This is a genomic window from Gordonia sp. NPDC057258, assembly GCF_042668985.1.
Lineage (GTDB): Bacteria > Actinomycetota > Actinomycetes > Mycobacteriales > Mycobacteriaceae > Gordonia > Gordonia hongkongensis.
Genome location: NZ_JBHUXZ010000001.1, coordinates 343,516 through 362,904, shown reverse-complemented (window position 1 = coordinate 362,904; position 19,389 = coordinate 343,516). Strand labels below are relative to the sequence as shown.

At 68.7% G+C, this 19,389-nt stretch carries 17 protein-coding genes; 8 read left to right on the top strand and 9 right to left on the bottom strand.

Going from position 1 to position 19,389, the window contains the following annotated elements:
- Positions 1 to 5 precede the first annotated feature (5 nt).
- Positions 6 to 128 carry a hypothetical protein gene (locus tag ACFUEJ_RS01660; RefSeq protein WP_264186656.1) on the bottom strand — a complete coding sequence of 41 codons (123 nt, stop codon included), beginning with the start codon at positions 126 to 128 and terminating at the stop codon, positions 6 to 8.
- Between the two features lie 91 nt (positions 129 to 219).
- Between ACFUEJ_RS01660 and ACFUEJ_RS01655 the strand changes: the two genes are divergently transcribed.
- Positions 220 to 1,668 carry a CCA tRNA nucleotidyltransferase gene (locus tag ACFUEJ_RS01655; protein ID WP_388027293.1) on the top strand — a complete coding sequence of 483 codons (1,449 nt, stop codon included), beginning with the start codon at positions 220 to 222 and terminating at the stop codon, positions 1,666 to 1,668.
- Positions 1,669 to 1,691: 23 nt separating this feature from the next.
- Here the strand turns inward: ACFUEJ_RS01655 and ACFUEJ_RS01650 are convergent, their stop codons facing one another.
- A complete protein-coding gene (locus tag ACFUEJ_RS01650) occupies positions 1,692 to 2,600 on the bottom strand; it encodes a diacylglycerol kinase family protein (protein WP_068970754.1) in 909 nt (302 codons plus the stop codon).
- 49 nt (positions 2,601 to 2,649) lie between these two features.
- Between ACFUEJ_RS01650 and ACFUEJ_RS01645 the strand changes: the two genes are divergently transcribed.
- The gene (locus ACFUEJ_RS01645) at positions 2,650 to 3,246 is read left to right on the top strand and encodes a TetR/AcrR family transcriptional regulator (RefSeq protein ID WP_388027183.1); all 597 of its coding nucleotides are present in this window, start codon (positions 2,650 to 2,652) and stop codon (positions 3,244 to 3,246) included.
- 33 nt (positions 3,247 to 3,279) lie between these two features.
- Positions 3,280 to 4,803, top strand: coding sequence for a glycerol-3-phosphate dehydrogenase/oxidase (locus ACFUEJ_RS01640; RefSeq protein WP_388027180.1), 1,524 nt, complete (start codon positions 3,280 to 3,282; stop codon positions 4,801 to 4,803).
- Between the two features lie 10 nt (positions 4,804 to 4,813).
- Here the strand turns inward: ACFUEJ_RS01640 and ACFUEJ_RS01635 are convergent, their stop codons facing one another.
- Positions 4,814 to 5,905: an aminotransferase class V-fold PLP-dependent enzyme gene (locus ACFUEJ_RS01635; protein ID WP_388027177.1), complete on the bottom strand. Its 1,092-nt coding sequence runs from the start codon at positions 5,903 to 5,905 to the stop codon at positions 4,814 to 4,816.
- Positions 5,906 to 6,025: 120 nt separating this feature from the next.
- Between ACFUEJ_RS01635 and ACFUEJ_RS01630 the strand changes: the two genes are divergently transcribed.
- Entirely contained in the window at positions 6,026 to 6,583 is a 558-nt protein-coding gene (locus tag ACFUEJ_RS01630) for a hypothetical protein (protein ID WP_388027175.1), read from the top strand.
- On the opposite strand, the gene ACFUEJ_RS01625 is transcribed toward ACFUEJ_RS01630, so the two are convergent.
- Complete coding sequence (locus tag ACFUEJ_RS01625; RefSeq protein WP_388027172.1) at positions 6,564 to 7,898, bottom strand: MFS transporter; 1,335 nt, start codon at positions 7,896 to 7,898, stop codon at positions 6,564 to 6,566. The two genes, ACFUEJ_RS01630 and ACFUEJ_RS01625, sit on opposite strands and share 20 nt — an antisense overlap.
- A 145-nt stretch (positions 7,899 to 8,043) precedes the next feature.
- Between ACFUEJ_RS01625 and ACFUEJ_RS01620 the strand changes: the two genes are divergently transcribed.
- Both ACFUEJ_RS01620 and ACFUEJ_RS01615 read left to right on the top strand, forming a co-directional pair.
- Positions 8,044 to 8,637, top strand: coding sequence for a YqgE/AlgH family protein (locus ACFUEJ_RS01620; RefSeq protein WP_058253761.1), 594 nt, complete (start codon positions 8,044 to 8,046; stop codon positions 8,635 to 8,637).
- A 146-nt stretch (positions 8,638 to 8,783) separates the two neighbouring features.
- Positions 8,784 to 10,835 carry a CocE/NonD family hydrolase gene (locus ACFUEJ_RS01615; protein ID WP_388027169.1) on the top strand — a complete coding sequence of 684 codons (2,052 nt, stop codon included), beginning with the start codon at positions 8,784 to 8,786 and terminating at the stop codon, positions 10,833 to 10,835.
- An 84-nt stretch (positions 10,836 to 10,919) separates the two neighbouring features.
- Here the strand turns inward: ACFUEJ_RS01615 and ACFUEJ_RS01610 are convergent, their stop codons facing one another.
- Both ACFUEJ_RS01610 and ACFUEJ_RS01605 read right to left on the bottom strand, forming a co-directional pair.
- Positions 10,920 to 11,936, bottom strand: coding sequence for a bile acid:sodium symporter family protein (locus ACFUEJ_RS01610; RefSeq protein WP_388027166.1), 1,017 nt, complete (start codon positions 11,934 to 11,936; stop codon positions 10,920 to 10,922).
- A gap of 43 nt (positions 11,937 to 11,979) precedes the next feature.
- Positions 11,980 to 12,489 carry an SdpI family protein gene (locus tag ACFUEJ_RS01605; protein ID WP_388027163.1) on the bottom strand — a complete coding sequence of 170 codons (510 nt, stop codon included), beginning with the start codon at positions 12,487 to 12,489 and terminating at the stop codon, positions 11,980 to 11,982.
- A 107-nt stretch (positions 12,490 to 12,596) separates the two neighbouring features.
- Between ACFUEJ_RS01605 and leuS the strand changes: the two genes are divergently transcribed.
- On the top strand, positions 12,597 to 15,479 hold the full coding sequence (gene leuS / locus ACFUEJ_RS01600) for a leucine--tRNA ligase (protein ID WP_388027161.1): 2,883 nt from the start codon (positions 12,597 to 12,599) through the stop codon (positions 15,477 to 15,479).
- Between the two features lie 16 nt (positions 15,480 to 15,495).
- Here the strand turns inward: leuS and ACFUEJ_RS01595 are convergent, their stop codons facing one another.
- Positions 15,496 to 15,828, bottom strand: coding sequence for a TfoX/Sxy family protein (locus tag ACFUEJ_RS01595; RefSeq protein ID WP_388027158.1), 333 nt, complete (start codon positions 15,826 to 15,828; stop codon positions 15,496 to 15,498).
- Between the two features lie 72 nt (positions 15,829 to 15,900).
- Here ACFUEJ_RS01595 and ACFUEJ_RS01590 point away from each other — a divergent pair, with 72 nt between their 5' ends.
- On the top strand, positions 15,901 to 17,094 hold the full coding sequence (locus tag ACFUEJ_RS01590) for an acyl-CoA dehydrogenase family protein (RefSeq protein ID WP_265969271.1): 1,194 nt from the start codon (positions 15,901 to 15,903) through the stop codon (positions 17,092 to 17,094).
- Between the two features lie 21 nt (positions 17,095 to 17,115).
- On the opposite strand, the gene ACFUEJ_RS01585 is transcribed toward ACFUEJ_RS01590, so the two are convergent.
- Positions 17,116 to 18,363: a lipase family protein gene (locus ACFUEJ_RS01585; protein WP_388027155.1), complete on the bottom strand. Its 1,248-nt coding sequence runs from the start codon at positions 18,361 to 18,363 to the stop codon at positions 17,116 to 17,118.
- Between the two features lie 60 nt (positions 18,364 to 18,423).
- The gene (locus tag ACFUEJ_RS01580) at positions 18,424 to 19,308 is read right to left on the bottom strand and encodes an RDD family protein (protein WP_159371747.1); all 885 of its coding nucleotides are present in this window, start codon (positions 19,306 to 19,308) and stop codon (positions 18,424 to 18,426) included.
- Positions 19,309 to 19,389 lie beyond the last annotated feature (81 nt).

Genomic DNA, 19,389 nt, shown 5'->3' with positions numbered 1-19,389 from the left:
GCTGGTCACCTGCAGTTTGTCCGGACGCCTCCGAGGGCGCGTAGGTTGTGGATTCGCAGTGTCGCGAGTGCGCCGGGCGTGTATGAGTCGTCGCCGACGAGCTGTGCGGCGTCGTCGTCGCGGGTCACGACGGTAGGGTGGCAAGCCGTGAACGACACTTCCTCGTCCGGTGCGGCGGCGTCTGGGCCATTCCGGAATGGGGCAGCCCAGCCGGACCAGATGCACTCGGCGGACCCGGAACGGCGCACCCGCCTGCTCGCCGCCGCGGCGATCGCACTGCGCGACCTCGACGACGTCCTCGTGCCCCTCGGCAAGCTGTTCGAGACCGCCGGCCACGAGCTGTACCTGGTGGGCGGCTCGGTGCGCGACGCGGTTCTCGGGCGCCTGGGCAACGACCTCGACTTCACGACCGATGCGCGCCCGGAGACGGTGTCGCAGCTCCTCCGCGGCTGGGCCGACGCGTTCTGGGACGTCGGCATCGAGTTCGGCACGGTCGGGGTCCGCAAGGGCGACCACCTGATCGAGATCACGACGTTCCGCGCGGACTCGTATGACCAGGTCAGCCGCAATCCCGAGGTCACCTTCGGCAAGACCCTCGACGACGACCTGATCCGACGCGACTTCACCGTCAACGCGATGGCGGTCCGGATCGGCTCGGCGGGCGCCCAGGACTTCCGGGACCCGCTCGACGGGATGACCGCCCTGCTGGCCGGGGTCATCGACACCCCCGCCACGCCTGCACAGTCCTTCGGCGACGACCCCCTGCGCATGCTGCGCGCCGTGCGGTTCGTCTCCCAGCTGGGATTCCGGCTCGCGCCGCGCGTGTGGCAGGCGATCACCGACATGAACGGCGAGATCGAACGCATCACCGTCGAACGCATCCGCACCGAGCTGGACAAACTGATCTGCGGCGAGTTCCCGATCGAGGCGATCGACGCCATGGTCGAGACCGGTCTGGCCGAGCGGGTGCTGCCCGAGGTGCCCGGCATGAAGCTCACCATCGACGAGCACCACCAGCACAAGGACGTCTACCAGCACTCCCTGACCGTGCTCCGCCAGGCCATCGATCTCGAGGACGGCGATCCGGACCTGGTGCTGCGCTGGGCGGCCCTGTTGCACGACATCGGCAAACCCGCGACGCGCCGGCACGAACCGGGAGGCGGCGTCAGCTTCCATCATCACGAGGTCGTGGGCGCGAAGATGGTGCGCAAACGGATGCGGGCGCTGAAGTATCCGAAGGCGGTGGTGTCCGACGTCGCGCAGCTGGTCTTCCTTCACCTGCGCTTCCACGGTTACGGAGACGGCGCGTGGACCGACTCGGCCGTCCGTCGGTACGTCACCGATGCCGGTCCCCTGCTCGACAAGCTGAACAACCTGGTGCGCGCCGACTGCACCACCCGTAACAAGCGGCGCGCCCGGCGGCTGCAGCAGAACTACGACAGTCTCGAGCAGCGGATCGCCGACCTACAGGCGGCCGAGGATCTCGAGAAGGTCCGGCCCGACCTCGACGGCAACGCCATCATGGAACTCCTCGGCGTACCGCCCGGTCCGATCGTCGGACAGGCGTGGCGTCATCTGAAGGAGCTACGCCTGGACCGTGGACCGCTCAGCCGCGACGAAGCCGAGGATGCCCTTCGCGAATGGTGGGCGGCGCGCAGCGGTCAGTGAGGACTGCGAGACGCCCCGAGCGTTCAGCTCGCGGGCGCGAACACCTCGATCGCGTGCGGTACCGCCTCGAAGACTGCCGGCAGCTCGCCGACGAGGTCACCGTCGACCGATACGAGGGCGGGCGGATCGCAGTACAGCTCGACCTCCGCACCGCGCATGGTCCGGACGTTCGGACTGTCGATGTGCTTGCCGGAGAACACCTTCGGGAAGACACGCGCAATCGTCCAACGTGCCAGCCGCGGTGGGTTGAGCGCGAGGGTCACGTCGAGCCGGCCGTCGGTGATCGACGCCTGCGGCGTGATCTTCATGCCACCGCCGTACGACGTGGTGTTGCCGATCGCGGCGAAGATGAGGTCGGATTCGACGGCCTGGTCGTCGACGCGGACCTGGTAGTGACGCGACCGCAGAGCGAGTAGTTCGAGGAGCGCCGCGATCGTGTACCGGGACTGTCCGCGCGGCCGGCGCATGTCGATGGCCCGCGCGGTGACCGCGGCGTCGAACCCGGTGGCGGCGACCGTGCTGAACAGCGCGGTCTGCCCGTCCGGGAAGCTGACCCGGCCGAGGTCGATGGGTCGCCGGTGGCCGGCCAGGATGACCTCGACGGCGTCGGCCGGATCCAGTGGGATGCCGAGGTTGCGGGCGAAGTCGTTCCCGCTCCCGGCCGGGACGACGGCCAGCGGCTTGCCCGACCCGATCGTGGCCTCCACCGTCAGACGCACCGTGCCGTCGCCCCCCACGACGACGAGGACGTCGGTGTCCCCCCGGGCAGCCTTGCCGGCGAGATCGGCGGCGTCGGCGATGTCCTCGCCGACGATGATCTCCACCTCCACGCCGCGGGCACGCAGCAGTTCTGCGGCGTCGTGGGCGACGCGCAGGCCCGTTCCGTGCCGTGCGTACGGACTGGCCACGAGTGTGGCGTGTTCGATAGTCATATGAGTCGGCCCCCCGCCGTTCAAGTGATCCGTTACAGTGTTACACATCATGGCAATCCGTAACGAGGAGATCGGGGATCTCGTTCTGGATGCGGCACGGAGCTGTCTGCTGCGTAGCGGCGGACGCAAGGTGACTGTCTCCGAGGTGGCCCGACAAGCAGGTGTCAGTCGACCGACGGTGTACCGCCGGTGGCCCGACATCAACGAGATCATCCGCGGGCTGTTGACCCGCGAGGTCCTGGGAGTCGTCGAGGACGCCATCGGCGGACGAGGCGAACCCGCCGATCTGGATGCGCTGGTCGATCGGGTGGTCGCGGTCGTCGGCGCGCTCCGCGACGACGAACTGATCGCCTCGCTGTGGCGCGAGCAGCGAGACTTCATGGCGCCGTACGTCTTCGAGCGTCTCGGTACGAGTCAGCAAGGGGCGCTCGCGATTCTCTCGGACATGCTGTCGCAGGCCCAGGAACGGCGCCACGTCCGGGCGGGTGACGCCAAACGGATGGCGGCGATGGTGCTGCTGATCGCGCAGTCGTTCCTCCAGTCCGGGGCGCTGGTCTCCGACATCATCGCCGAGGGCTGGAGCACCGAGTTGCACGAGATGCTGGCCGGGTATCTGCGTCCGGCCGGTGCGGGCGTCGACCGATGACGTCGTGAGCGCCGGTCCCGCGGTGCGACTCTGATGGCGACCCTGTCCGCCGACACCCGTCGTCGTGCGCTCGACCGTCTGACGTCCGGCGATCCCCTGGATCTGCTGGTCATCGGCGGCGGTGTGACCGGCGCCGGAGTGGCGCTCGACGCCGCGACCCGTGGCCTGCGCGTCGCGCTCGTCGAGAAGGACGACCTCGCGGCCGGAACCTCGCGCTGGAGCAGCAAACTCGTCCACGGTGGTCTCCGATACCTGGCCAGGGGTGATCTGCGGATCGCGCGCGAAAGTGCCGTCGAACGTCATCATCTGATGACCGCCATCGCTCCGCATCTGATCGCTCCCCTCCGCCAGATCATCCCCGACCGTGGCGGCAGGCAGACCTCGATCATCCGATTGGGCCTCCGCGCGGGAGATGTGCTCCGACGCAACGCCGGTACCCCCGACTCGCTGTTGCCGCCGCCGACCCGGGTGTCGGCGCTGGAGACCCTCGCCCGCTTCCCGGCGGTGTCGCCCCACGGTCTGCGCGGCGGTATCTCCACCGCCGACGGTCAGCTCGTCGACGACGCTCGGCTCGTCGTCGCCCTCGCGCGTACGGCGGCCGGTTACGGCGCATCCGTCTGCACCCGGGTGCGGGCCGAGCGCGTGGACGGCCGCGGGGCCACCCTCACCGATCAGTTGACCGGTGAGAGCTTCGACGTCGGCGCGCGGATGGTCGTCAACGCCACCGGCGTCTGGTCCGGCGGCATCGACGATGCGCTCGCCGTACATCCCAGTCGCGGAACGCATCTCGTCGTCGACGCGGCGCGGTTGGGATTCCCCGACGCCGCGCTGATGACGCCGCTGGGCACCTCGGTGTCGCGGTTCGTCTTCGTGATCCCGGCGCAGCTGGGGCGCGTCTACGTCGGCCTCACCGATGTCGCGGCGCCGGGGCCGATCCCCGACGTCCCGATGCCGGACGAGTCGGAGATCGACTTCCTGCTCGACGCCGTGAATCCCGCTCTCGCACGGCCGTTGGATCGCTCGGACATCATCGGCACGTTCGCGGGTCTGCGACCTCTGGTCGACACCCGCGGCGGCGGCCGCGACTCCGAGGCCCTCGCCGACGTCTCGCGGCAACACCACGTCGGCGTCCGCGGCGACGGTCTCGTCAGCGTCCTCGGCGGCAAGCTCACCACCTACCGGCGCATGGCCCAGGATGCCGTCGACGCCGCACTCGCGACCACCGACCTCACCGCCGGGGACTGTGTCACGACCACGACCCCGCTGGTCGGAGCCCTGCGAAATCCGCGCGAGCAGGGCCTGCCGGCTTCGCTCGTCCAGCGGTTCGGCGGGGAGGCGCCGGCGGTGGTGGACGCCGCCGTTCTCCCCGGTCCCCTGGATCCGATCGTTCCCGGCATCGACGTCACCCGCGCCGAAGTCGAGTTCGCGATCACGCACGAGGGTGCCCTCGACGCCGACGACATCCTGCACCGGCGCACGCGGATCGGCCTCGTGCAGGTCGACGCCGACGCGGCACGGCCGGAGATCGAGGCGATCGTCGGCGAACTCCTGGGGTGAGGCGGCCTGGTCAGTACCCCATGGTGCGCAGGGCGTCTGCGACGCGGTCGAGTTCGGACCGGCGTACGTCGAGGTGCGGGCTGATCCGGAGCACCGGATGCTCGGTCGCCAGCGGGGCGCGCCAGGTGTCCGCGGCGGTGACCAGGACACCGAGTGACAGCAATTTGTCGCGGGCCGCGGCGACGTCGTCGAACTGCCATCCGGGCGGTGGTGCGAGAGTGATGATCGCCGACGGCTCGTCGATCGGTTCGAGGACCTCCCAGCTCGCGATGCCGTGGAGTCGTTCGCGGGTGACCCGGCCGATCGTCGCGAGTTCGCGGAAGACACGCTGCTGGCCTATCTCGAGCAACTCGCGGACCGCGACACCGAGTCCGAGGCGACCGGCGATGAAGGCCTCGGAACCGTCGATTCGTACCGGCCGCAACGAGTCTCGCCGCACCGCGACGAACCCGACGCCACGCGGGCCGGTGAGCCACTTGCGGCTGGTGCCGTAGACGACGTCGGCGCCGGTGACGGTGGGGACGTGACCGACCGACTGCGCCATGTCCACCACGACGGGCACACCGGCGCGGTGCGCGAGTTCGACGATCCGCGTGACCGGCTGCACCACACCGGACATCGAGCCGATGTGACAGACGTGGATGAAATCGGGCTGCTCGAACTGCAGCATGTTCTCGAGCGCGTCGGTGTCGACGTGACCGTAGACGTCCCCGTCGGGCATGGTCCGTACCGCGTACCCGCGGCGCTCGAACTCCTCGAGGTTGGGGCCGAATTCGTTCTTCGCCACCCACACGGTCGATGTGACGGGCAGGCTCCAGTTGGTGAGGAGGGCGCGCAGAGCGGCGCGGGCGCTCTCACGGAAGACCACCTCGTCGCCGGTGTGTCCGATCAGGGCAGCGAGATTCCTTGTGTCGCGCGCGATCTCCTCGGCGCGGTCGTCGGCGGCGACATACGACCCGCGTTCGGTCTCCCGCCAGAGATGCGCGGTCATCGCGCCGATCAGTGCGTAGGACGAGCGGCCCGCCGAAGCAGAGTCGAGATGTGCCAGGGCTGGTTCGAGCCGGGCCGCATGCCACTGCTCGCCGAGATCGCTGACGTACATGGGCCACAACCTACCGGGTGGTCGAGGTGTCCACATCCATCGGGAACCGCACAGCGGGAACCCGGGCGCTGGGAACCGATCGATGGGAACCGGATTGGGCCCCGTTGCGTCCAAGACCTCATGGACCCGGCGATCGAGTACTTCTTCGGGACCGGCGACGGTCCGACGACGCGCTGGTCCGGGGCCGCCGACCTCGCGCTCGGGGATCCGCGGTCCGATGTCCTGGACGCGATCGGGCTCGACTTCGACGGCGACGGCCGTCGCGATGACGCGATGTGGGACACCGACGCCGACGGTGTCGCCGACGTCGCCGCGCTCGACACCGACGACGACGGCGAGCCCGACGCCTTCTACCGCGACTCCGGTGCCGGTCTGTGGGACCGGCCCGTCGCGCGAGCCGACCTCGTCGGCGAACAACTGCCGCGGCGCGACGTCCCCGAGCGGACTCCGCAACCCCCGCCGGCGCAGGTCACCCGGGTCGACCTCGACGACGACGGCGACCCCGACGTCGAGATCGTCGGCGCCGACCGGGGCGGCCGGATCGTCGGCGAACGACTCTACGTCGACTCCGACGGGGACGGCAGCCACGATCTGATGCTGGTGGACCTGGATGCGAACGGCGTGGCCGACGCCGCCTACGACAACCGGGACCCGCGGTTCACGCGGCGGGGTCGGTGACGGTGTGCCGCACCGTCGTGGGCTCGGCGGACCAGTGCCCACGCGGATGCAGAAGGCGCACCACGAGCATGCCGAGCAGGTACAGCACCACCCCGAGCACGACGAGCCCGACCGCCCGGCCGTCGTCGGGGATCGCGAGGGCCGCGACGGTCACCGCACCCACGTAGGCGATGTTGAACACCGCGTCCTGCACCGAGAACACCTGTCCGCGCACCGCGTCATCCACGTCGACCTGCATCGCCACGTCGCCACACAGCTTGGCGATCTGGCCGATGAGTCCGAGTACGAACGCCGACCCGCAGATCACCGCGAATTCGAAGCTGAGTACGGACAGCTCGGCGAACGCACCGACGGCCAGTGCGGCGAGCAGCGTCACGTACCGGCCCACCCGTGCCACCGCGATCGGTGTGATGACCGCGGCGAGAAGCGCCCCCGCGCCGGTGAAACCGATGACCACGCTGACGCGGTCGACCCCGTCGCCGGGGCCCATCTGGCGCGTCAGCACCAGGATCATCAGCGTGTTCATCCCGAAGACCAGCCGGTGGGCCCCGATCGCCGACAACGCGGCGGCCACGGTCTTGTGGTGGACGACGGCGCGGGCACCGTGCCAGAGGCCGACCGAGACCGCGTGCACGGCCGAACGACCCGGGTCGTCGGGCTCGTCGGGACCGAGTTGCAGCGGTCGGAACCGATGCGCCAGCCCGCCCGAGACGACGGCCAGCACGATCCCGGCGATCATCGTGAGTGCACTGCCCACGTTGTCGTCGCCGAAGATCGCGCGGAGTCCCAGGGTGATGCCGAGACCGACCGTGAGCATCGCGCCGCCCAACGTGGTGAACAACGCATTGGTGGCGACCAGCACCTCACGCCGCGCGACGTGCGGCAGTCCGGCCGACAGTCCGGCCGCCACGAACCGGCTCGCACCCGTCGCGGCGAGGGCGGAGATCAGCACCACGACATCGGGTGCGCCGGAGGCGACGGCCAGTGCGACGAGCCCGATGATCAGCCCGCGCAGCAGGTTCGCGTACAGGAGGACGTTGCGTCGATCCCAGTGGTCGAGCAACGCGCCCGCGAACGGGCCGATGAGCGAATACGGCAGCAGCAGCACCGCGAGGCCACCGGCCACCGCGAGCGGATCCGCATGGCGCTCGGGGTTGAACAGGATGCTGCCGACCAGCGCGGCCTGAAAGATCCCGTCGGTGATCTGACTGGACAACCGGACCGACAACAACCGGCCGAGTCCCGGCGACGAACGGAGGGAGTGGACGAACACCGACCACCCGCGTTGGTCACGGGTCGCCTGGGTGCTGCTCACCGATCCAGCCTACCGAGCTGACGATGGACGTCGTCGGCCACGGACGTGCGATGATGGTCGGGTGGCCGGAGGTGAAGACGCAGACGATCCCACACCGGAATCCCGCCCCGGAGAACACTCGGCGGACAGCGGTGGTGGTGCGCGTATGCCCGGCGTCCCCTGGGATGCCGACCCCACGCCGCGGGTGCGTCCGGGCACCGCGCTGATCGCCTCGACCGATCTCATCGAACCCACCTTTGCCCGGACCGTCATCTACGTCATCGAGCACAACGAGTCGGGCAGTCTCGGGGTCATCCTCAACCGGATGAGCCAGACCGCCGTGCACAACCTCCTGCCGCAGTGGACCGACATCGCGGCCTCGCCGCGCGCCCTCTATGTGGGCGGGCCGGTGAACCAGGAGGCGGCGCTGTGCCTGGGGGTGGTGAAACCCGGCACCGACATCGACGACGTGCCCGCCCTGCGTCCGGTCGACGGCCGGGTCGTCCTGGTCGATCTCGACGCCGACCCCGAGCCCCTCGCCGAGATCCTCGAGGGCGTCCGGATCTTCGCGGGCTACAGCGGATGGGGCATCGGGCAACTCGACGACGAGCTCGACCAGTTCAGCTGGATGGTCGCCTCGGCACTCCCCCGCGACCTGCTCGCGCCGCCGGCGTCGGACGTGTGGTTCGACGTCCTGCGCAGGCAGGCCTGGCCGAAGCCCCTCCTCGCGACTCACCCGATCGATCTCAGCGTGAACTGAGTCCGTCCGTCCGGACGGTGATGCTGAGCATTGCCTGAGACACCCGGTGATCCACGTCACCCGCGGGGTGTTAGGTTGTGGACGCTTGATCAATTTTCGCTGGACAAATCGTGGATTGCTCCAGCGCATGACATGCGGGGGTGTGCATGAGTGGGTCGAAGAGTGCGCGGGTTCTTGTCGGGGTGATCCTCGCGGTGGTCGCGCTGGTGGCGCCCATCGCGGTGGCGGGCGCTGCCCCGGTCGGACCCACCGGCGGCGCCGACGGGGCGCGATGGGCGGCGAGCCACGACGGCCCGCAACCCTATGCCGGCGTCAACGTCACCTGGGATGTGCCGATCCGGATGAGCGACGGCACGGTTCTCCGGGCCAACGTGTACCGCCCGGCCGACGCTCGCGAGCGTCCCACGTCGACGAAGACGCCGGTCATCGTCAACATGACGCCCTACACCAAGCTCATCACCACCGTCGGTTCCGCGGTGATGCAGAACCCGGTGCTCGAGCCCTACCTGCTGCAGATCGCGCGGTCGATCAACCTGTCCGGCACCCCCATCGACGGCATCAACGACATCGCGCACACCATCCGCGACGGCGGCGCGAAGACCTTCCTCGTCGACTTCGATCTCGTGCGCAGCGGCTACACGCAGGTCGTCGTGGATGTGCGCGGCACCGGTTTCTCGCAGGGAGTCTGGGACGTCTTCCAGTCGCGGGAACAGCGCGACACCATCGAGGTCATCGACTGGGCGTCGAAGCAGCGGTGGTCCAACGGCAAGGTCGGGATGTCGGGTGTGTCGTACTCGGCGATCAACCAGATCCAGGCCGCGAACAAGAACCCGAAGGCACTCAAGGCGATCTTCCCGGTCGAGCCGGGCGGCGACCTCATCCGCGACATCGTCGCGCCTGGCGGCGCTCTGGGTGTCGGCTTCCTCCCGCTGTGGCTGACGCTGGTCAACACCACCAAGATGATCCCGAACGTCGCGTCGATGCTGAACGGCACCTTCGACTGGAAGTGGTTGGCGGACCGGATCTCCGACCCGTTCACCTTCTACCCGCAGCTGTTCGCCGCACTGCTCACCCCCGACATCCCGTCGGTGCCGCCGAACCTGAAGGCGTTGCTGGACAACGATTCCGAGCCGAGGTCGTCGTGGCTCGACCACGCCGACCGCATCACCACGCCGACGTTCATCTACGGCGGGTGGTTCGACCTCTTCACCAACAGTGAAGTCCGGATGTACAACAAGATCCCGCTGCCGCCGGGCCAGAAGCAACTCATCATGGGCGACGGTTATCACCTGACGATCGGCGGCGGCCAGGAGGGCAGGCGCAACACCCCACCCCGGTTGGATGTCTTGCAGAAGGCGTGGTTCGACAAGTGGCTCAAGGGAATCGACAACGGTGTCGACGCCTACGGGCCCGTCAACCTCAAGCAGGTCGGCGACTCGTGGATCACCGCGCAGCAGTTCCCGCGCGCCGGGATGGAACGCCAGCGGCTCTACCTCAGCGACCGGCGCAGCGGTACCGCGGCACATGCGGTCCGTGACGGCAGCCTGACCCCGGCCGCTCCCGCATCTCGTGCCCGGATGACCATCGCGCCCGGTCTGGCGCCGATGTGTTCGCGCGACGCCGCGCAGCAACTGGCCGGTGCACTCGCGATCTTCCCCTTCTGCGCCGACGACGCCCGCATCTCCGAGCGCGCCGCGTTGTCCTTCACCACTCCCCCGATGACGACCACGCGCAGCGTGTCCGGGTACTCCAACGTGCGGTTGAACACCGTGCTCGACGCCACCGACGGGTACTGGACCGCCACCCTCAACGATGTCGCTCCCGACGGGACGTCGAAGGTCCTGACCTCCGGGCAGGTGATGGCGTCGCTGCGCGGATACGACGACGCGAGGTCGCAGTTCGCGCCCAACGGCGACGTCATCGATCCGTTCTACGAGCTCACGTTGGCGTCACGCCAACGCGTCACGCCTGGCCGCCCGGTGAGTGTCGACATCGGCCTGCTGCCGACTGAGGCACTCATCAAACCGGGCCACCGCCTGCGGATCGACGTGTTCGCGATGAACTTCCCGCGCGGTCTGCCGTTGCGTCCGCTGTTGAACGAGTCCGGACTCCGGCCGCAACACATCCAGCTCGACCCGAACCGGCCGAGCTTCGTGAACCTACCGTTGTCGACCCCGGTGGGTCGGCCTGTCGGCTGATCAGACAACCTCTGTCCCTCAACCCGAAACAACCGGATAACCGCCCTTCGCTCGGTGATCCGAAAGTCGGGACCCCCTTGCTCCTCAGGGAGCCGGAGTGGGCGCCCCGGCCGCTTCGGCGTCGTCCGCCTCGCGTCCGTACCGGGTCGCCAGCCACGAACAGATCATGAGTTGGATCTGGTGGAAGATCATCAGCGGCAGCACGATGAGGCCGACGGTGGTGCCGGTGAACAGGACGGTCGCCATGGGCAGGCCGGTGGCCAGGCTCTTCTTGGTGCCGCAGAACTGGATGGCGATCGTGTCGGCGCGGTCGAAGCCGAGCCGCTTCGGGAGCCAGCCGGTGATCGCGAGCATCACGATGACGAGCAGCAGCGAGATGACGGTCACGGCGATCACCTGACCCACCTCCACCGACGACCAGATGCCCTGGACGACCCCCTCGCTGAACGCCACGTAGACGACGAGCACGATGGCGCCGCGGTCGGCGAGCTTGGTGATCTTCGCGTGCCGGGTGAAGAACGGGCCGACCCACCGGCGGGCGAGCTGCCCCAGTAGGAACGGCACCAGGATCTGCGCGACGATCTTCAGGACCGACGTCGCGTCGATGCTGATGTCGCCGGCGTTCTGCATCAGCGCGACCACCAGCAGCGGGGTCAGGAAGACGCCGAGGATGTTCGACGTGGATGCGCTGACGATCGCCCCGGCGATGTTGCCCCTGGCCATCGAGGTGAAAGCGATCGAGGACTGCACCGTCGATGGGACCAGGCATAGAAAGAGCAGTCCGGCATAGAGGTCCTCGCCGATCAACGGCTCGACAACCGGTTTGAGCGCCAGTCCCACGATCGGGAAGACGATGAACGTGAACGCGAGGATCGTGACGTGCAGCCGCCAGTGCCGGAGACCTTCGAGCGCCTCGCGTGGATGAAGTCGAGTGCCGTAGAGGAAGAACAGTGCGGCGATCGCGACGATCACCACCCAGTCGAGTGCCTCCGCCGCCGCGCCGCGAGCCGGCAGGAATGCGGCCACCGCGACGGCGATGCAGATGGCCAGGATGAAGCCGTCGATCGGAGAACGATCGAGGAGATTCTTGAGAGTACGCATGGATGTGCCCCGAGATCAGTGGTGTGAGACGACGCCGGCCGGCTCAGGCCTGGGCCGAGTCGCCTGCGCAGACGCCGCGCAACGAGCAGGCACCGCAGCTGCTGGTGCCGCAGTCGGCCGCCGGGTCCGAGGCGTTCTCGTCGGCGGCATGGCTGTGGGCGTCGCCGCCGGAACAGCAGGAACAGCCCTCGTCGTCGGCGGGTACGGCGGCAGCGGCGCGTACCCCGATGCCGCTGACCAGTCCGACCACCACGAGCGCGGCTACCAGCGCGACCAGTCCGAAGGCCAGTGCCCACCCGCCCGGGACGGCAAGGGTCGCGAGGGCCCCCAGCGTGAGGATCACCGACGCGCCGAGGGTGCCCGGTCCGGCGATGCGGTTCGCGATGCGGAAAGCCTCGTCGGATCGCATGGTCTCCGCGGAGCGAACGCCGATCCAACGATTGCGCGGGAGGGTGCCGCGGAGTCCGCGGATCCCTACCACCGCCCAGAGTCCGGCCAGCACGAAGAGCAGTACGGCAACGGCGACGGACACGGCATTCACGACCCACAGCATACGACCGTGCGTCGTACCAAGGTGAATCGGCATCTGACGAGCCGGCGCCGCCCACGGCGGAGGCGACCGGATTGGGGGCGGCGACGGACAGGATTTACCCTGGTCGCGTGACTTCAGCCGAGAAGACGAGCGGCGACACCGCCGGCACGACCGCCCACCGCTACACGGCGGCGGTCGCCGGCGAGATCGAGCAGCGCTGGCAGCAGACCTGGTCCGACGAGCACGCCTACGAGGCGCCGAATCCCGTCGGGCCGCTCGCCGGTGACCTGTCCGCCTTCGGCGGCGGCGGCGCCGACGCTGCCAACAAGCTCTTCGTGCAGGACATGTTCCCCTATCCGTCCGGGGCGGGCCTGCACGTCGGCCACCCGCTCGGCTTCATCGCGAGCGATGTCTTCGCCCGCTACCAGCGGATGACCGGCAAGAACGTGCTGCACACGATGGGCTTCGACTCGTTCGGGCTGCCCGCCGAGCAGTACGCGGTGCAGACCGGCACCCATCCGCGCACCACCACCGAGCAGAACATCGAGCGCTACCTGGGCCAGATCCGACGGCTCGGGCTGGGCCACGACGAGCGCCGTCGGGTGGCCACCACCGATGTCGACTTCTACCGCTGGACCCAGTGGATCTTCCTGCAGATCTACAACGCGTGGTACGACACCGACCAGGGCAAGGCCCGGCGCATCTCCGAGCTGGTCGACGAATTCGCCTCGGGTGCACGAGCATTGGGTGGAAGACACGAGGGGCGCAGCTGGGCCGACCTCTCCCCCGCCGAGCGTACCGAGATCCTCGACGACCATCGCCTGGTGTACCTGAGTGATTCGCTGGTGAACTGGTGCCCGGGGCTGGGAACCGTGCTGGCCAACGAGGAGGTCACCGCCGACGGCCGCAGTGACCGCGGCAACTTCCCGGTGTTCCGGAAGCATCTGCGGCAGTGGATGATGCGGATCACCGCGTACTCCGACCGGTTGCTCGACGACCTGGATCTGCTGGACTGGCCGGACAAGGTCAAGACCATGCAGCGCAACTGGATCGGACGCTCGCGCGGGGCCCAGGTGCGCTTCGACGTGCCCGGCGTCGGCGGCATCGAGGTGTTCACCACCCGTCCCGACACCCTGTTCGGCGCCACCTACATGGTTCTCGCGCCCGAGCATCCGCTCGTCGGCGACCTCGTCACCGGAGCATGGCCCGAGGGCACCGATGATCGCTGGACCCGCGGCGGGGCCGACCCCGCAGCAGCGATCGCGGAGTACCGCGCGTCGATCGCGGCGAAGTCCGACCTCGAGCGCCAGGAGAACAAGGAGAAGACGGGCGTCTTCACCGGCAGCTTCGCCGTCAATCCCGTGAACGGCGAGCAGGTTCCGGTCTTCGTCGCCGACTACGTCCTCATGGGTTACGGCACCGGCGCGATCATGGCGGTCCCGGCCCACGACGCCCGCGACCATGAGTTCGCGACGGTGTTCGGACTGCCGATCCGCGAGGTGATCGGCTCCGACACCGACATCGCCACCGAGGCGTACGTGGGCGACGGTCCGCTGGTGAACTCCGGTTTCCTCGACGGTCGCAACGTCGAGGACGCGAAGGTGGCGATCGTCGAACGGCTCGAGGCCGACGGCGTGGGCACCGGGCGAATCCAATACAAGTTGCGGGACTGGCTGTTCGCGCGCCAGCGGTACTGGGGCGAGCCCTTCCCGATCATCTACGACGCCGCCGGTCAGCCGCATGCGCTGCCCGAATCCATGCTGCCGGTGCAGCTTCCGGAGGTCGACGACTACGCGCCGGTGTCGTTCGACCCCGACGACGCGGACAGCGAACCGTCGCCCCCGTTGGCCAAGGCCGCCGAGTGGATGACGGTGGAACTCGATCTGGGTGACGGCGTGCAGACCTACACCCGGGACGCGAACGTCATGCCGCAATGGGCCGGCAGTTCGTGGTACCAGCTGCGCTACATCGACCCGACCAACTCGGAGACCCTGTGCGCCAAGGAGAACGAGGCGTACTGGATGGGTCCGCGCCCGGCACTGCACGGCGCGAACGACCCGGGTGGCCTCGACCTCTACATCGGTGGTGTCGAGCACGCGGTGCTGCACCTGCTGTACTCGCGCTTCTGGCACAAGGTCCTGTTCGATCTCGGTCACGTCACCAGTCGCGAGCCGTACCGAAAGCTGTTCAACCAGGGCATGATCCAGGCCTACGCCTACACCGATTCGCGCGGGATCTACGTGCCTGCCGAGGAGGTCGTCGAGGAGAACGGCGAGTTCTTCTACAACGGCGAGAAGGTTCGCCAGGAGTACGGCAAGATGGGCAAGTCGCTGAAGAACTCGGTGGCGCCCGACGACATCTGCCGTGACTACGGTGCCGACACCCTGCGCGTCTACGAGATGTTCATGGGCCCGCTCGACCAGTCGCGGCCGTGGGCCACCAAGGACGTGGTCGGCTCGCAGCGGTTCCTGCAGCGCATCTGGCGACTCGTCGTCGACGAGGAGTCGGGCTCGCTGCGCGTCGCCGACACCGAACTCGACGACGAGACGAAGCGGTTGTTGCACAAGACGATCGCGGGTGTCCGTGAGGACTACGACGCGCTGCGAAACAACACCGCGGTCGCCAAGCTCACGGTGCTGACCAACCATCTCACCAAGAATTTCGAGAAGACGGGTGCGCCCCGGGAGGCCGTCGAGCCGCTGGTGACCATGCTCGCTCCCCTGGCCCCGCACATCGCCGAGGAGCTGTGGCATCGGTTGGGTCGTGGTGGTCTCGTTGTCCGCAGCCCCTTCCCCAACCCCGACCCGCAGTGGCTGGTCGAGGACACCGTCGAGATCCCGGTGCAGGTGAAGGGCAAGGTCCGTAGCCGGATCACCGTCCCCGCCGACGCCGACGAGGACACTCTGCGCGCCACCGCTCTCGCCGACGACAAGATCGTCGCCCTCCTGGACGGCGCCGAACCCCGCAAGGTCATCGTGGTGCCCGGCCGGATGGTGAACATCGTCCCCTAGGCAGAGCACCCACCACCTACTTCGGCGGCAGCTTCCGCGCGAAGTCGGAACCGATGGCGATCCAGCGGGAGAGCTGACGGTCGGTGGCTATGCCGGCGTCGTCGACGCGTAGCCATCCCCGGAGCTCGCGTTCCGACATCACCATCGGCCGGGTGTGCGGGTACTCGAGGAGGCTCTCGGTCTCCTCGGGTGCGACGCGCACCATGATCCCGCCCTTGCCGCTGGCGGCTACGGCCATGTTGCCGTTGATCAGAAAGGCCAGCCCGCCGAACATGCGCTTCTCGTCGAGGCCGCACTCGGTCGCCAGCAGAGCACGGATGCGGTAGGCCAGTTCCTCGTCGTACGCCACCGGTCCACATTATTCGGCTTCGGTCACGAACCGGGACTTGGCAACGAACTTACCGCGCAGTAAGGTACTGCCATGGCGATCAACCTGGAGCTCCCGAAGAAGTTCGATTCGACGGTCGAGCGCACCCACATGGCTGCCGAGCACCTCTTCCGGCCGATCTCGCGCAAGTACGACCAGGCCGAGCACGAGTACCCGGTCGAACTCGACGAGCTGGCGAAGCTCGCCAAGCAGAATCGATCGGCGGAGAAGTCCGCCGACTCCGAGAAGTCCGCCTCCGACGCTCCGTCGGTGAACGGCGCGAACATGCGCGGCCTCCTGTCGGCTCTGGAGATGAGCTGGGGCGACGTGGGCCTGCTGCTCTCCATTCCCGGTCAGGGCCTGGGCAATGCTGCGATCGCGGCCGTGGCGAACCCCGAGCAGCTCGAGCGCTTCGGAGACGTGTGGGCGGCGATGGCCATCACCGAGCCGAGCTTCGGATCCGATTCGGCGGCGGTCTCCACGACCGCGACCCTGGATGGCGACGAGTACATCCTGAACGGCGAGAAGATCTTCGTGACCGCGGGATCGCGCGCCGACCACGTCGTCGTGTGGGCGACGATCGACAAGAGCGTCGGACGCGCGGCCATCAAGAGCTTCGTCGTGCCGATGACCACCGAGGGCGTCACCGTGGCCCGCCTCGAGCACAAGCTGGGCATCAAGGCCTCCGACACGGCGGTCATCCGGTTCGAGAACGCGCGGGTCCCCGCCGAGAACCTGCTCGGCTCGCCGGAGATCGACACCAAGAAGGCCTTCGGCGGGGTCATGCAGACCTTCGACAACACCCGGCCGGTGGTCGCCGCGATGGCCATCGGGCTCGGTCGCGCCTCCCTGGAGGAGTTGCGTCGGATGCTGGAGGAGGCGGGTCACGAGGTCGATTACGACCGTCCGGCGTCGTCGCAGCACGCCACCGTCGCCGAGTTCATCCGCCTCGAATCCGACTGGGAGGCATCGTGGTTGCACACGGTCCGGGCGGCGTGGATGGCCGACAACAAGCAGCCCAACTCGACCGAGGCGTCGATGTCGAAGGCGAAGGCCGGTCGGACCGTCACCGACATCACCAACAAGACTGTCGAGATCGGTTCCACGGCAGGCTATTCCGAGACGTCACTGGTGGAGAAGTGGGCGCGTGATTCGAAGATCCTCGACATTTTCGAAGGTACGCAGCAGATCCAACAGCTCATCATCGCCCGGCGCGTACTCGGGAAGAGCTCGACCGATCTGACGTAGTCCGGGTGTCGTCGAACGTCCTCAGACCTGCGCGATGAGCCACGCCGCGATCGTCGCGGCGTTGGCGCGGTCGGTGGCCACGCCCGCATGCCCGGTGAACCGGTCGGAGTACGTGACGCGCACCCCGGCGCGCCGATAGGTCTGCACCAGACCGGACACCATCGGTTGCGGCGACACGGTGTCGACGGTGCCCGAGTCGATGCGGACCGGTAGCCCCCGAGCAAAACGCAGCCGGTCGACGTCGTTGTCGCGCAGCACTTTCAACAATGCGGCCTTCATCTCGTCGCCGCGCGCGCCCAGGAGCTGGGCCGGTGCGAGGCCGCCGAACGAGTCCGGTGAGGTCAGGTCGGCGTAGCAGCGGGTCTCGACCTGCGGACGGAGCCTGCTCGCCGCCGCGCTGAGCCCGCCGTTGGACATCAGCTCGTCGAACTCGGGATCGGCTGCGGCCGCGCCATATCCGATGAGGGCGGCCAATCCCATCAGTTCGTTGATCGCGGGACCGGACAACGGGACGTAGGACGCCCCGTCGAGGAGCGCGGCCACCTGTGTCGGCGGCGCGAGTGCCGACACCGCGCGTAGTCGGAGGTCACCCCATTCCGATGACGGCCGCGCCGCCGCGGCCAAGGCGGCGACGGCGCCCTCGGAATGCCCGGCCACGACGACGTCGCGGCCGATCCGTCGGTCGTGATCCGCGACGGCCAGCGCCATGTCGACCGTCGATCGCGCCAGCGAGTCGCTGATGAGGTACGGGTGCGGCCCGGGCCCGCCGATGCCCTCGAAGTCGGGCCGTGCCACGGCGAATCCGGCGTCGAGCAGCCGGCCGACGATGCCGTCACCTGACGTCATGCGGGGCAGTTCGGAATGACCGGCCCGGGCTCGCGACGGCGCGCACCGGTCCGCGGCGCCGACCGTCATGTGATTCCAGACAGCGAGCGGCCAGCCCCCGGCGGGCGGTGGCGTCGACGGTGTGAGCAGCGTGCCGGTCATCTCCGTCGGGAGACCGCGGACGGAGGTCGAGCTGTATCGCACGCGGATCGTCGAGCCCGCCTGGGGAAGTGCGACGATCGGATCCGTTACGGTTTCGGAGTCGACGATGCGCGGGACCACGTGAACACCGGCCGCCGAATCCGGCCCTGGACCTCCCGCCCTGGCGGGAGCCTGCACGGTCAGCACCGTGGTGAAGGTCAACGCGACTCCGACGACTGCGGCGAGAAGCCGTCGGCCGCCGATCGATCTCGTGTCCTTCGCAAGCAGGGTGGGCAACGTCACCCGTAGCAGAGTAACCGGGATTCGGGTGCGCCGCGCCGCCTCGGCGGGTCGCAGCACAGATCAGCGCAGGAGACGTTGGCGCAGTACGGCTTCGCGCGCGAGCCGTTCGGTGTCCCGGCGGCGACGCTCGGCCATGATCGCCGACAACACGTCTTCGAACGGGGCGCCGGGCGGGGGAGCGGGTGCGACGAACGGCGCGACGTCGAACACGATCCTCCGGGCGGCATGGGCTCTCGGCTCGGGCTTCATGCCGTGGCGGCCGTTGAGGAACTGGCGGATGATCACCGCGAGTGGGTCGGGGAGGGCGGCCATGTCGGCGGACACGGCCCACGAGTGCAGGCCGGGTGGCATCTCGATGGGTGCCTGCTCGACGAGCCGGTGGCGGTCGCGGATGACGTAGGTCCCGGCGAGCAGGTCGCCCAGGCGCTTGCTCTTGCGCGAGATCGCCGCCGAGATCAGCGCTGGGAGTCCCAGGCACGCATACAGTTCGACGAAGCCGACTAGTGCTCGGGTCAGGGAGTGGCGGAACCCGGTCGGGCCCGCGTCATCGCGGACTGTTCGGAGGCCCAGGACGAGGTGTCCCACGGTCTTCCCCGGGGTCACGGTCTCCAGCAGCGTCGGGAGTGCGACGACGGCGACGATCGGGATCAGGGTGTTGATGGTTCCCCGCCACGCCTCGCTCGCCTCGCCGGCGACCTTGAACGACATCCACCACAGGAACAACCACAGTCCGAACCCCAGCAGGACGTCGATGATGCCGGAGAGAATCCGGTAGCCGAGGTTCGCCGGCGGGAGTGCGAGAGCGACCGCCTCGCCGGAGACGAGGTCGTTGCGTCCAACTCCGACCGTCGTCGTGGCGCCCGCGCCCCATGCGACCGGACCGGGCCGGCCGGCGACGGGTGCGCCCGGGCCCGCGGGGGGCCGAGGCGGCAATGGACGAGACATCACGCCTCACCCTACGACGCAATTCGTCGACAGCGCATCGGGAACTCACAGCCCCGACGTCCGCTGAATGACACGTGCCGC